At 35.6% G+C, this 13542-nt stretch carries 13 protein-coding genes; 10 read left to right on the forward strand and 3 right to left on the reverse strand.

Features of this window, described 5'->3' with window-relative positions; all coding sequences use genetic code 11:
- Positions 1-116: 116 nt before the first annotated feature.
- The 5 genes from sufC to sufB are packed head-to-tail and all read left to right on the forward strand — an operon-like array spanning position 117 to position 5303.
- A complete protein-coding gene (gene sufC / locus ABC346_RS10360; RefSeq protein WP_413234765.1) occupies positions 117-902 on the forward strand; it encodes a Fe-S cluster assembly ATPase SufC in 786 nt (261 codons plus the stop codon).
- A gap of 16 nt (positions 903-918) precedes the next feature.
- Entirely contained in the window at positions 919-2229 is a 1311-nt protein-coding gene (sufD, locus tag ABC346_RS10365) for a Fe-S cluster assembly protein SufD (RefSeq protein WP_413234766.1), read from the forward strand.
- Positions 2229-3452, forward strand: coding sequence for a cysteine desulfurase (locus ABC346_RS10370; protein WP_413234767.1), 1224 nt, complete (start codon positions 2229-2231; stop codon positions 3450-3452). Before sufD ends, ABC346_RS10370 begins: the two co-directional genes overlap by 1 nt.
- Entirely contained in the window at positions 3439-3867 is a 429-nt protein-coding gene (gene sufU / locus ABC346_RS10375; protein ID WP_413234768.1) for a Fe-S cluster assembly sulfur transfer protein SufU, read from the forward strand. Before ABC346_RS10370 ends, sufU begins: the two co-directional genes overlap by 14 nt.
- A gap of 38 nt (positions 3868-3905) precedes the next feature.
- Positions 3906-5303: a Fe-S cluster assembly protein SufB gene (gene sufB, locus ABC346_RS10380; RefSeq protein ID WP_413234769.1), complete on the forward strand. Its 1398-nt coding sequence runs from the start codon at positions 3906-3908 to the stop codon at positions 5301-5303.
- A gap of 95 nt (positions 5304-5398) precedes the next feature.
- On the opposite strand, the gene ABC346_RS10385 is transcribed toward sufB, so the two are convergent.
- The 3 genes from ABC346_RS10385 to ABC346_RS10395 form a co-directional block, all read right to left on the reverse strand.
- Positions 5399-5695 carry a tyrosine-type recombinase/integrase gene (locus tag ABC346_RS10385; protein WP_413236542.1) on the reverse strand — a complete coding sequence of 99 codons (297 nt, stop codon included), beginning with the start codon at positions 5693-5695 and terminating at the stop codon, positions 5399-5401.
- 225 nt (positions 5696-5920) lie between these two features.
- The gene (locus ABC346_RS10390) at positions 5921-7159 is read right to left on the reverse strand and encodes an MFS transporter (RefSeq protein ID WP_413234770.1); all 1239 of its coding nucleotides are present in this window, start codon (positions 7157-7159) and stop codon (positions 5921-5923) included.
- A 433-nt stretch (positions 7160-7592) separates the two neighbouring features.
- Positions 7593-7817 carry a hypothetical protein gene (locus ABC346_RS10395; RefSeq protein WP_413234771.1) on the reverse strand — a complete coding sequence of 75 codons (225 nt, stop codon included), beginning with the start codon at positions 7815-7817 and terminating at the stop codon, positions 7593-7595.
- Positions 7818-8137: 320 nt separating this feature from the next.
- On the opposite strand from ABC346_RS10395, the gene ABC346_RS10400 reads away from it, so the two are divergent.
- From ABC346_RS10400 to menB, 5 genes are all read left to right on the forward strand, one after another.
- Positions 8138-9439, forward strand: coding sequence for a S8 family peptidase (locus ABC346_RS10400; protein WP_413234772.1), 1302 nt, complete (start codon positions 8138-8140; stop codon positions 9437-9439).
- 192 nt (positions 9440-9631) lie between these two features.
- Positions 9632-10057 (forward strand): hotdog family protein, encoded by a 426-nt coding sequence (locus ABC346_RS10405; RefSeq protein ID WP_413234773.1) that lies wholly within the window; start codon positions 9632-9634, stop codon positions 10055-10057.
- Positions 10058-10063: 6 nt separating this feature from the next.
- Complete coding sequence (locus ABC346_RS10410) at positions 10064-11380, forward strand: sigma-54 interaction domain-containing protein (RefSeq protein WP_413234774.1); 1317 nt, start codon at positions 10064-10066, stop codon at positions 11378-11380.
- Between the two features lie 161 nt (positions 11381-11541).
- Complete coding sequence (locus ABC346_RS10415; protein WP_413234775.1) at positions 11542-12714, forward strand: acyl-CoA dehydrogenase family protein; 1173 nt, start codon at positions 11542-11544, stop codon at positions 12712-12714.
- A 23-nt stretch (positions 12715-12737) separates the two neighbouring features.
- Positions 12738-13538, forward strand: coding sequence for a 1,4-dihydroxy-2-naphthoyl-CoA synthase (gene menB, locus ABC346_RS10420; protein ID WP_413234776.1), 801 nt, complete (start codon positions 12738-12740; stop codon positions 13536-13538).
- The last annotated feature ends 4 nt before the right edge of the window (positions 13539-13542 follow it).

Raw genomic sequence — 13542 nt, forward strand, 5'->3', positions numbered from 1 at the left:
GGTATAGCTTAAAAGAGTTGATAATTAATTTGAAATGCTTTAAGATTGTAATGAGAATAAATTGAGAATGGATATAAATTCATTTGATGAAAATAAAGTACTTGGAGGTATGTTTTATGTCAGGATCAGTTTTAGAAATCAAAAATCTTCATGTAAGCATTGAGGATAAAGAGATTTTAAAAGGGGTAAACCTTACTATAAAGGGTGGAGAGTTTCACGCAATCATGGGACCAAATGGTACTGGTAAATCAACATTAGCATCAGCAATCATGGGGCATCCTAAATATGAAGTAACAGAAGGAAGTATCACTCTTGACGGTGAAGACGTATTAGAGATGGAAGTTGACGAGCGAGCTCGTGCTGGAATGTTCTTGGCGATGCAGTATCCAAGTGAAATTAGTGGTGTTACAACTTCTGACTTCTTACGTTCAGCTATTAATGCAAAACGTGAAGAGGGCGACGAAATCCCACTAATGAAATTTATTAAAGAATTAGACAAAGATTTAGATTATCTTGATATTGATCAAAGTATGGCTACACGTTACTTAAATGAAGGTTTCTCTGGTGGAGAGAAAAAACGTAATGAAATCCTGCAATTAATGCAATTAAAACCAGAAATTGCAATTCTAGATGAAATCGACTCTGGATTAGATATTGACGCATTGAAAGTAGTTTCTAAAGGAATTAACAAAATGCGTTCTGACGAATTTGGATGCCTAATCATCACTCACTATCAACGTCTACTTAACTACATTACACCTGACTTTGTTCATGTAATGATGCAAGGTCGAGTTGTGAAGTCTGGTGGACCAGAACTTGCAAAACGTCTTGAGGCAGAAGGTTATGAGTGGATTAAAGAAGAATTAGGTATCGAAGACGAAACTATTGAACAAAACGCGTAATGTAAGGAGGGATAGCATGACTGTAGAAACAAAACTTCCATTCAATCAAGATTATACGAACCAATTTTCAAAAGATCGTAATGAGCCACAATGGATGACGAAATTGCGCTCAAGTGCTTTAGGTATGGTTGATTCATTAGATATGCCGAAGCCAGATAAAACGAAAATTACGAATTGGAATTTCACTGATTTTAAACATGAGTATAAAGAAGGTAAATCAATTTCTTCCTTATCAGAATTACCGGAAGAACTAAAAGTTTATTTCGATGACGAGAACAAACCTAATAACTTGCTTATTCAACGCAATCAATCCGTTGCTTATAGTACGTTACAAAGTGACTTAGCTTCTAAAGGCGTTATCTTCACAGATATCTTTACTGCAATGAATGAGCATAGTGAACTAGTTGAAAAATATTACATGAAAGACGCAGTAGCAGTTGATCAAAACAAACTGACTGCACTACATGCTGCATTAATGAACGGCGGTATTTTCGTGTATGTACCTAAAAATGTACAAATTGAAGAACCGTTACAAGCTATTTTCTGGCAAGAAGACGCAGATAATGCGTTATTCAACCATGTTTTAGTAGTAGCTGAAGAAGGTAGTTCTGTTACTTATGTAGAGAACTATTTATCTCATAATGACGAGCAAGCTTCTGTAGCAAATATTGTTACTGAAGTATTTGCACATGACAACGCACAAGTAGCTTATGGTGCTGTAGATAATTTTGCTGCAGGTACAACAACTTACGTGAACCGTCGTGGAGTTGGACATCGTGACGCTCAAATAAATTGGGCATTAGGTCAAATGAATGATGGTAACACCGTTTCTGAAAACATTACGTATCTATTAGGAGATAATGCAACTTCTGAAGCAAAAGCAGTTTCTGTAGGGCGTGGAAAACAAACACAGAACTTCACATCAAGTATCCGCCAATTTGGTAAACAAACAGATGCATATATCCTACAGCGCGGTGTAATGAAAGGTGCAGCTTCTACTATCTTTAATGCAATCGGTAAAATTGAGCATGGTGGTACGAAGTCAAATTCAGAACAAGAATCTAGAGTGCTTATGTTAAGTGAAAAAGCACGTGGAGATGCAAATCCGATTCTTCTTATTGATGAAGACGATGTAACTGCAGGCCATGCAGCTTCTGTTGGCCGTGTGGATCCAATCCAAATGTATTATTTGATGAGTCGTGGTCTTAAGCAAGAAGAAGCAGAACGCCTTGTAATTCATGGTTTCTTAGCACCAGTAGTATCACAGATCCCAATTGAATCTGTTCGTAAACAATTAACGCAAGTAATTGAAAGGAAAGTTTATTAATGGATGTAAATGCCATTAAACAACAATTTCCTATCTTAAACCAAGAAGTAAATGGACATCCACTTGTATATTTGGATTCTTCTGCAACATCTCAAAAACCACTTTCGGTTATTGAGGCTGTCGAGGCTTACTATAAGGAACATAATTCCAATGTACATCGTGGAGTTCATACACTTGGTACTAGAGCAACAGACCAATACGAGGGTTCGAGAGAAAAGGTTCGTTCCTTTATCAATGCGAACAGTACAAAAGAAATCATTTTTACAAGAGGGACTACTACTTCCATTAATATCGTAGCATCAAGCTATGCTAGAATGAATGTCGGACCAGGCGATGAAATAGTTATCACCCAAATGGAGCACCATAGTAATTTAATTCCTTGGCAGCAAGTTGCAAAAGCAACAGGTGCATCACTGGTGTACTTACCACTACAAGAAGATGGTACTATCACGATTGAAGATGCCAAGAAGACAATTACAGATCAAACAAAAATTGTTGCCATAGCTCATGTTTCCAATGTACTTGGTACAATTAATCCTATTAAAGAAATTGCAGCAATTGCACATCAACATGATGCAATTATGGTAGTCGATGGTGCACAAGGTGCACCTCATATGAAAGTGGATGTAGAAGATTTAGACTGTGATTTTTATGCGTTTTCTGGTCATAAAATGTGTGGTCCTACTGGTATCGGAGTATTATACGGAAAACAGCATTTGTTAGAAAACATGGAACCTATTGAATTCGGTGGAGAAATGATTGACTTTGTTAATCTTTATGACTCTACGTGGAAAGAACTTCCGTGGAAATTCGAAGGTGGAACACCTATAATTGCTGGAGCTATCGGACTCGGTGCTGCTATTGATTTCTTAGAAGATATAGGACATCAAGAAATTGTCGATCATGAAAATGATTTGGCTGCATACGCGTTACAGCAAATGCGTACAATTGATGGGATTTCCATTTATGGACCTGAACAAAGAGCTGGGCTAGTAACTTTTAATTTAGATGATGTACATCCTCATGATACTGCTACTGTGTTAGATGCAGAAGGAATTGCAGTACGTGCTGGTCATCACTGTGCTCAACCATTAATGAAGTGGTTGAATGTTTCAGCAACAGCTAGAGCAAGTTTCTACCTTTATAATTCGAAAGAAGATGTTGATCGATTGGTAGAAGGACTGTTAAAAACAAAGGAGTATTTTGGGAATGTCTTTGAATAACCTCGATACACTTTACAGACAAGTAATAATGGATCATTATAAGAACCCTAGAAATCGTGGTACTCTTGAGGGAGATTTTGTTACAGTTGATATGAATAACCCGACTTGCGGCGATCGCATTCAGCTTCAGTTACATGTTGAAGATGGAATTGTTCAAGATGCAAAGTATGAGGGAGAAGGCTGTTCGATTAGCATGTCATCTGCTTCGATGATGACACAAGCGATTAAAGGGAAAAAGATAGAAGAAGCATTAGAAATGTCACATACATTTTCTGATATGATGTTGGGAAATGATGTAGATACAGAAGAAATGGGAGATATTGAAGCATTACAAGGTGTTTCTAAATTCCCTGCAAGAATAAAGTGTGCGACCTTGGCATGGAAGGCAATGGAAAAAGGTGTACATGATCAATAAAGCAGAGATGTTTTTTCTGCTAGGAGGAGGTTATCTATATGGCTAAAAATATGCCAGAAATCGATGAGTATAAATATGGATTTCATGATAAAGACGTATCAATTTTTCGTACGGAAAAAGGATTAACGCCACGAGTAGTAGAAGAAATTTCGAAAATGAAGGAAGAACCAGAGTGGATGTTAGAATATCGCTTGAAATCACTTGAGCATTTCTACAACCGTCCAATGCCACAATGGGGTGGAGACCTTACTGGATTAGATTTTGACGAAATCGTCTACTATGTAAAACCATCCGAAAAACAAGGTAGAACTTGGGATGAAGTACCAGATGAAATCAAGCAAACATTTGATAAATTAGGTATTCCAGAAGCAGAACAGAAGTATCTTGCTGGTGTATCTGCTCAGTATGAATCGGAAGTTGTATACCACAGCTTGAAAGAAGACCTTCAGGAGCTAGGCATCATCTTTAAAGATACTGATACGGCATTAAAAGAGAATGAAGAATTATTTAAAGAGTATTTTGGTAAAGTAATTCCGTACTCTGATAATAAGTTCTCTGCATTGAATTCTGCAGTATGGTCTGGTGGATCTTTCATCTACGTGCCAAAAGGAGTCGAAGCAACAACTCCACTTCAAGCATATTTCCGTATTAACTCTGAAAATATGGGACAGTTTGAGCGTACGTTAATTATTGTTGATGAAGGAGCTTCAGTACACTATGTAGAAGGTTGTACAGCTCCAGTGTATACAACAAACTCTCTACACAGTGCTGTAGTTGAGATTATTGTTAAAAAAGATGCATATTGCCGTTACACAACAATTCAAAACTGGGCAAACAATGTGTATAACCTAGTAACGAAGCGTGCGGTTTGTGATGCGAATGCAACAATGGAATGGATTGATGGTAACATTGGTTCTAAATTAACAATGAAATATCCAGCAATCTTGCTTAGAGGTGAAGGTGCACGTGGAAATACACTTTCTATCGCACTTGCTGGTAAAGGACAATTACAAGATGCTGGTGCAAAAATGCATCACTTAGCACCTAATACGTCATCTACAATTGTGTCCAAATCAATCTCTAAACAAGGCGGTAAAGTATCTTATCGTGGTTTAGTACACTTTGGACGTAAAGCGGACGGAGCTCGTGCAAATATAGAGTGTGATACGCTTATCATGGATAATGAGTCTACTTCAGACACTATTCCTTATAACGAAATCTTAAATGACAATATTTCGTTAGAACACGAAGCAAAAGTATCAAAAGTATCCGAAGAGCAACTCTTCTATCTAATGAGCCGTGGCTTATCAGAAGAAGAAGCAACAGAAATGATCGTAATGGGCTTCATCGAGCCATTTACAAAAGAACTTCCAATGGAATATGCGGTTGAAATGAACCGTCTAATCAAATTCGAAATGGAAGGCTCTATTGGTTAAAACTGATATGAACGGTGTTATGAGGTGTTTGTAACTTATTTCACCCACAAATATTATTAATTAAAATACTGCTGATATTTTTCTGTCTCATCTTTTCAGTGATGTGTAGATAAGTATCGGCAGTTTGTTTTTATACTTGCATGTCCTAATCTTTTTAATACATATTTTATTGTTGCATCAGATTCAAGTAAGTGTACAGCGTGGGAGTATCTTAGGGCATGAGGTGATAATATTGGCAGTTCGCTTTGTTTGCAAAGGACTTTAAGTTTTACTTCTTCAGAATAGACACATGTTTCTTTTTCCCTATGAGAAAGGCACCTCCTAAAATATACGGTAATATGTAGGTGGAAAGTTATGTAGATGTAAAGTTTCGATCGCTTTCGAGCAAGGATACTGTTACACCATCAATATAAAAAGGAAGTTGTTTAATTACAAAAAAAGGATGCATAACGAAAATTTTGGTCAAAAGACGGATGATAGGTAAAATAAGCGCAGTATATTTCTGAAGCGGGTTTTCAATACCCCTTCATTCTGATTTCTCTTTTTATTAAATACTTTTGTCTCACCCCAAACATTTGACTTAGAACCATTTTTTAGGAATCACGGTTTTGTCATTTCTACATGGTTTCATCAATTTTAACATTTCGAATAGGTGAGAGAAAAAGCCAAATTGCACAAATTGCTAATCCAGTAGCAGATATCCCTAAAGCATTACTTGAACCAAATTCATCAGCAATGAACCCACCTAAAGGAGCACCTATAATAATCATACTGCGGTTAATAGACCGCATGGTTGTATTCATTCGTCCCTGTAATTGTAATGGTGTTATAGATTGTCTGTAACCCATCTCGTTTGGACCTTCTATACCCATAGCTATACCATATATAAATTGTCCAATCATAAGTAATATAATTGTACCCGTGACTATATTTACTTGAACATGTTGCGCTAAAACAATTAGAATAACTGCAGGGAAATAGAGTATACGAGCAAGAGATATTGCTTTTCCTACACCTAATTTAATACCAATATTAGGAGCAATAGTTGCCCCAACTACAGCTCCAATTCCTGCAGAGGCTAATGTAACGCCAAGGATAAAAGAGCTTAATCCCAGCTCTAGCAGTACATAAGTAATGAAGACAGTCGTTGTCATGCTGTGAAAAAGAAACCAAACATGTGTATTTAAGGCTAGTATTCGTAGGTGTTTGTGTCCGTAAACCCAACTTATACCTTCCTTTAATAATTGATTGAAGGTTAAGGTTGAAACAGAGCTGGTTGTGTTAAGCGGATGTTTAATGAAAGTTATCATAATACCTGAAAAAAAGTATGATGCAGAATTAATTATAAGAGTAAATGGTGCAGTAATTAAAGACGTTATCCAACCCGCTAACGCTGGCCCACTAGTTTCGGCTACTGCTCCACTTTGCTCTAAACGAGCATTCGCCTTTGTTAATAATTGTCGAGGAACTAGTTGAGGTAGAAATGATTGATATGCTGAATCATTAAAAATGGAAAGAATTCCAAATAAAATCATTATTGAAGAAATATGTATCATATTGAGCGTATCAAAGCTGTACAGTAAGAAAATAAGTATTAATAGGATACCACGACATATATCTGTAGTTGCAATAACCAATTGTCGATTGGTTTTATCAATTAATACACCAACTATTAATCCTAAAAAAACATATGGTAGCCACCTAGAGGCATTTATCCAACCAACATCTATAGCAGAACCGTCTAGATGCACAACAATTAAAACTTGTAACACAAATGTAGTAACATATGTACCAAAATAAGTACTGGTTGAGGCAATCCAAAAAGCATTGAATCCGTTTACTGAACTAAGTTTCATATAACCTTTCATTCCCCTATTATTTTATATGAATCAAATACTCGTTTTGCATTCTGATCAATTATTTAATACATACAACAATATTCAACATAGTAAGCTAATTGCCTTCTTCTAATTTACTACAATTTAATACAATCTGGTATAAATAATGAATTTGAGTTCTTGATGTGAGTTTCAAACGGTTCATGCAAATACAAATTTCCGTTACAAATGTATCGGTAATTTTTGTGTTTCTATTTTCTGTAATGTTAATCTTGCTTGATTGCTCTAAAAATAAAAACTGCTTTGGAATCTAAGAAAGTAGTGAATAGACCCCGCTCTCAGGATCTAGTATATTATTTAGGGCCAATTTATTGGGTAAATTAAATTATGTCTATCTTCTTTTTCTATAAAGATCTCAGTTAATAGTGTATGACTAGATTAAATTCTGTGATTACCCAAAAAGGTCTTGAAACGTTAATATGATTAGAAAAATACTCACTAACCCCCAACTGAACACTCCTACTATCCACCGGACAATAGAATTGGTTTCTTTTGTTACATTTTGATTTTCAGCATTTGATTTTATAAAGGCTAATTTATTTTCCATAGCCTTCTTCATTGAAATAAGTACACAAAATCCAATTAAAATAAAACCAATAGTTAACCAAATTAACATTTTTATAACCACCCTGTTTATTTTATTTATCCTAATTTTAAAGCAACATCAACTTAAGTCAATTGTATGGATATAACTAAGTTTTTAATACTCAACATTTAACAATATATAATCTCGATCAAATGTGATATTCATATTTTTTTCATTATTAGCCAGCTGTTATATTGCTTTATAAGCGAATTTTTTATGTTATATTTCCAATAAAATAAGCATTTGTACGATAGATATCTACCTCTTTTTCTATTTTTTATACTATTTCACTACTCTCTCTTTACAAGATTTGCGTACATTATCGTAAATCAACGAGAGGGAGAAATCATATGTTAAATTTTTCAATGATTAATTTGGTTCGTCGTAATGGTAAGAAGATGGACAAAGGCATTAGACAAGAAATGGTGAATTTTTATAAACCGTTTCGTTATATTCCTTGTTTCTTACAAAGTCCGATAGAACGAGTTAGGAAAAAAACAAAAAAATTACCAGTCGTTATAAAGTTTAAGTCCGAAAATTTTGCTAATGGATTACATGAAGTGAAAAATACCAAATGTAAATCGCTTCGTGAATTTCATTCCATTTCCTGTTGTTCAGCGAGGTTTTCTGCCGAAAAGATTGAGCATTTAATTGAAAACTGTAACCATATTGAAAAAATCTATTATGATAGAAAAGTTTTTTCGTTATTAGATACTGCTTCTTCTTCCGTAAATGCAGATGTTTTAAAGGAGAATGGATTGACTGGTGAGGGTTCTACTATTGCTGTTATCGATACTGGAATACACCCACATGAAGATTTAGAAGGACGCATCATTGGATTTGCAGATTTTGTAAAAGGTCAATCAGATCCTTATGATGATAATGGGCATGGTACACACTGTGCCGGAGATGCTGCAGGTAATGGTGCATTATCTGATGGACAGTACCAGGGGCCTGCACCAGAAGCAAATTTAGTTGGTGTAAAAGTATTAAATAAGATGGGTTCAGGGTCATTATCTACGGTTATAGAAGGTATTGATTGGTGTATTCAAAATCAGTCTGAATATAATATTAATATACTTTCTTTATCGCTAGGGTCAGATGCAACGGAACCTGCTGCAGACGATCCTGTAGTAGAAGCAGTTGAAATGGCATGGGATAGTGGGATGGTTGTTTGTGTAGCTGCTGGTAACTCTGGTCCTGGAGAAAAGACAGTTGGAAGTCCTGGAATAAGTCCAAAAGTTATTACTGTTGGTGCTGCAGACGATAATAATACAGCTGATCGTTCTGACGATTCAGTAGCTGATTTTTCAAGTAGGGGGCCTACCATTGATGGTTTAACAAAACCGGATTTATTAACTCCTGGCGTTGATATTGTATCCTTGCGAGCACCAGGTTCTTTCATTGATAAAACAAATAAATCAGCTCGTATAGATGGAAATTATATCTCGTTATCTGGTACTTCCATGGCAACCCCAATATGCGCAGGGGTGGTAGCTCAGTTATTACAAAGTGATTCTAGCTTAACTCCCGATCAAGTAAAAGAAAAATTAATGGCCGCCTGTGAAGATTTAGGACAATCTCCTAATGTTCAAGGAGCTGGTTATCTAAATGCTGCGAATCTACTCAATCAGGAGGAAGATAGCAATTAGTGCCTAGTAATAGCTAATCTAATTTTAACCTAAGAGTCAATCGGAAAGAAACATGGAATAAATTTAATATAGAGCTTGGGATTTTTAAATCGATGATTCCAAGCTCATTACTTATTCATCCTTTTAATAAATCCCTAATAACTATATAATTAGTATATTAAGAAAATTATCGTATTAGGACGTGTGTATAGAATGAATCTTCTTCAACAATTTTATCAAGGTAAAACAACAAGATTATCTCGTACATTTACAAATGATGATGTAGAAAAAAGTAAAGCGTTAACGAGAGATGTAAGTCCAATCTATGACGAAAGGGAAAAAGAGTGGAAAGCATATTATAAAAAACCTGTTATTCCGGCTCTTTTAACAGAAGGGTTAATTACCGAAGCGATAAGTTCAAAACTACCTGGGAGCCCTTGTGTGTTGTTACAAAAGGACTTAGTGTTTTATTCGCCTGTCCATGTTGGTCAAAAAATTACAGTTGAACTCACAATCATTGATGTGAATGAAGAAAGAAACTGGTTAACTCAAAAAGTAACCTGTTTTGATGATCAAGGTAATGAGGTAATTAGGGGTCAGGTCGTTTTACTATTATTAATTGATAATGATAGTTGGTGATAATGAATGGATAATCGAAGAAACGATATAAGTAATTTCTATCAAGATGCCGTTTTAAAAGTGGATAAGAATAAAGATATAATATCTGTTAGTCCAGGGTTTTATAAGCAATTTCATATTCATGATGGTAATTTAATAGGACAATCCATACATACAGTGATCCGAGATTTTACTAAATTAGAATCCAAGCATTCTATTTTTAGTTTAGTCTATGGTACCCCTAGTTTAATTAAGCAGATCAACACTAGTGTTGAGGTTACTTATTATTTAATTATTTCTGAGGGAAATATAAATTTTAGGGAGTGGCAATCTTTTTTACACTCCATTAATCCAAATAATCATAAACGGCAAAATAATAGTATGTATACGTTCAATGATATTATTGGAGAAGGAAAAAGTATTAACCATATTAAAGAGTTAGCTAGTAAAATAGCTGTAAATAATTCTACTATCTTATTAAGTGGTGAGAGTGGAACCGGAAAAGAACTATTTGCCCAAGCGATTCATCGACTTAGTGTAAGAAAGAATCATCCATTTATAGCAGTGAATTGTGTTGCTATACCAGATGAACTATTTGAATCAGAATTATTCGGATATGAAGCAGGTGCATTTAGTGGAGCAAAGAGAGATGGTAAACCAGGTAAGATTGAATTAGCTCAACATGGTACTTTATTTTTAGATGAAGTATCTGAATTATCGTTTCAAGCTCAAGGGAAACTATTACGTGTGCTGCAAGAAAGAGAAGTAGATCGTTTAGGTAGTACTACGCAAAAGAAAGTAGATATTCGTATTATTGCAGCTACAAATCGAGATCTTAAAAAGTTAGTAGAAGCAGGGAAATTTAGACAGGATTTATTTTATCGTTTATATATATTTGATTTACGTATCCCCGCTTTGAGAGAAAGAAAAGAAGACATATTATTAATTACCGAAAAATTTGTACAAAACTATAATGATATATTAGGAAGAGAAGTAAGATCTATTGAAGACGAGCTATCTAGTTGGCTAGTGGAGTACGATTGGCCGGGGAATGTAAGAGAACTAAAGGCATATATTGAAAGAGGCATGAATATTGTAGAAGGTTCTATGCTTAAATTTGAGGATATTAAATTACCTTCCCAACAAACGGATAGTATTCCAAAAACCTCTCTATCAACATTAACTGCTTCCAAAAGTTTAACGCAAGCAGTAGAAGAAGCGGAGATAAAGGCCATTAGGGTAGCGTTAAAAGAAGCAGAAGGAGATCGATCAAAAGCAGCTCATATCCTAGACATTCATTTAGCAAGTTTGTATCGGAAAATAAATAAATATGGATTAAAATAATCTGCTTTTTGAGCGGGTTATTTTTTTGCATTCGTTATTCGCATAAACACTAAGATTTTCGCATATTTGCGAATTAGTACCTTCCAATCTGCAAGCCATCAATCTTTTATTATTGGCATGATATTTGCATGGTAACTTTTGAAAGGGGTGTGAGGAAGGAAATGTTAAACTTTTCATTTACAGAAGAGCAAATGTATTTTCGTGACATGTTAAAAAATTTTGCGAAAGATGAATTGCTTCCGCATTATACAAGATGGGATCGTGAAGGAGAATTGCCAAGATCTTTATGGAAGAAGCTTGGGGAAATAGGGGTGACAGGATTAAGACTACCTGTACAATACGGTGGGAGCGAAGCGGACTGTGTCACAGCAGGAATTGCTGCAGAGGAAATTGGCAGAGGTGATTTTAACCTGACATATGCAGTTATGCTTAATGCCTTAATCGGTGAAATCATTACAAAGCATGCTAGTGAGGAAATAAAGAAAGAGTGGTTACCGGAAATTGCTAGTGGTAGTAAAATTGTTGGGATTGCACTAACAGAACCGGATGCTGGTACAGACGCAGCTGGAATTAAAACAACTGCTGTCTATCAAGATGGTGTATACGTATTGAATGGAGAAAAGTCAGGAATTAGTGTGGCAACAATTGGTGACGCTTTCATAGTGTTTGCAAAAACAGATACACATTTAGGTAGTCGTGGTATTAGTACGTTTCTCTGCCCGAAACATTTGGATGGTGTGGAATGTAAAGGTTATGAAGATATGGGAAATATACCAATTGGCAGAGGTTCAATATATTTAAATGAAGTAGTGTTACCAGAAAAATACCTTATAGGTGAAGAAAATAAAGGATTCATGCAGGTGATGAATGGATTTGATTTAAGTCGTTTACTAATTGGATTGCAATGTGTTGGTGCAGGATTACAAAGCTTAGATGAGACAATCGAACATGTGAAAGTTCGAAAATCATTTGGTAAGCCACTAGCAAAATATCAAGGTGTGTCTTTTCCAATAGTTACGCATTATACACAGTTAGAAATGATCAAATGGCAAGCATATCGAGGACTTTGGTTGCGTGATCAAGGACTAAAGCATTCAAAGGAATCCGCATCGGTAAAATGGATGGGACCTAAATGCAGCCAAGAAGCTATCCATGAATGTCTTCTGTTAAATGGACATTATGCTTATACAAAGGAAATGCCATTAGAACAACGGTTACGTGATGTTATCGGATTGGAAATAGGAGATGGGACTGCACAAGCAAATCAGATGGTAATTGCAAACGACATTATTGGCAAAGAATTTAAATCGTATGAGAAGCCAGTAACTTCGTAAAAGATTAGAAAGGGAGAATGAAGATGGAATTAACGGATATTTTATATCACAAAGAAAATGGAATTGCCAAAGTAATTATAAATCGTCCAGAACAGTTAAATGCTTTTAGAGCTGAAACAATCCAAGAAATGATTTGGGCGTTTCGAGATGCGTGGGACGATAATAGAGTGGGTGTGGTGATTCTAACAGGATCTGGAGATAAAGCTTTTTGTGTAGGTGGCGATCAAAAGCAAAAAGGGGATGAAGGTGGATATGATTATTCTGGAGGATTAGGAAATGGAATTGGTCTAGAGGTTGAGAACCTGCAACAGATTATCAGAAATATTCCTAAGCCTGTTATTGCTGCTGTAAATGGATATGCAATAGGAGGTGGCCATGTTCTTCACGTGATTTGTGATTTAACGATTGCAGCTGATACATCGAAGTTCGGTCAGGCAGGTCCAAAGGTGGGGAGTTATGATGCTGGATATGGTTCAGCTTATCTAGCAAGAATTGTAGGAGAGAAAAAGGCAAGAGAAATATGGTATTTATGTGAAAAATACACTGCAGAAGAAGCAAAAGAAATGGGATTAGTCAATAAGATTGTTCCAGCGAATCAATTACAAGAAGAGGCAGAAGAATGGGCAAGGAAGATACTGCAAAAAAGTCCAACAGCACTAAAAATGTTGAAGTATTCGTTCAATGCAGATTCTGCAAATATTCATGGTATTACACAGCTAGCTATGGGTAGCTTATCACTATTCTATAATACGGATGAATCAAACGAAGGGAAACATGCATTTTTAGAAAAACGGTCAGCAGACTTCAATAAGTTTCGTAATTAAGGAG

The sequence above is a fragment of the Oceanobacillus phoenicis genome, from assembly GCF_047238145.1.
Lineage (GTDB): Bacteria > Bacillota > Bacilli > Bacillales > Amphibacillaceae > Oceanobacillus.

What these genes read in the sequence shown, in the direction of transcription:
- sufC (WP_413234765.1), top strand. Translation starts at nt 117, where the DNA reads ATGTCAGGATCAGTTTTAGAAATCAAAAATCTTCATGTAAGCATTGAG.
- sufD (WP_413234766.1), top strand. Translation starts at nt 919, where the DNA reads ATGACTGTAGAAACAAAACTTCCATTCAATCAAGATTATACGAACCAA.
- ABC346_RS10370 (WP_413234767.1), top strand. Translation starts at nt 2,229, where the DNA reads ATGGATGTAAATGCCATTAAACAACAATTTCCTATCTTAAACCAAGAA.
- sufU (WP_413234768.1), top strand. Translation starts at nt 3,439, where the DNA reads ATGTCTTTGAATAACCTCGATACACTTTACAGACAAGTAATAATGGAT.
- sufB (WP_413234769.1), top strand. Translation starts at nt 3,906, where the DNA reads ATGGCTAAAAATATGCCAGAAATCGATGAGTATAAATATGGATTTCAT.
- ABC346_RS10390 (WP_413234770.1), bottom strand. Translation starts at nt 7,159, where the DNA reads ATGAAACTTAGTTCAGTAAACGGATTCAATGCTTTTTGGATTGCCTCA.
- ABC346_RS10395 (WP_413234771.1), bottom strand. Translation starts at nt 7,817, where the DNA reads ATGTTAATTTGGTTAACTATTGGTTTTATTTTAATTGGATTTTGTGTA.
- ABC346_RS10400 (WP_413234772.1), top strand. Translation starts at nt 8,138, where the DNA reads ATGTTAAATTTTTCAATGATTAATTTGGTTCGTCGTAATGGTAAGAAG.
- ABC346_RS10405 (WP_413234773.1), top strand. Translation starts at nt 9,632, where the DNA reads ATGAATCTTCTTCAACAATTTTATCAAGGTAAAACAACAAGATTATCT.
- ABC346_RS10410 (WP_413234774.1), top strand. Translation starts at nt 10,064, where the DNA reads ATGGATAATCGAAGAAACGATATAAGTAATTTCTATCAAGATGCCGTT.
- ABC346_RS10415 (WP_413234775.1), top strand. Translation starts at nt 11,542, where the DNA reads ATGTTAAACTTTTCATTTACAGAAGAGCAAATGTATTTTCGTGACATG.
- menB (WP_413234776.1), top strand. Translation starts at nt 12,738, where the DNA reads ATGGAATTAACGGATATTTTATATCACAAAGAAAATGGAATTGCCAAA.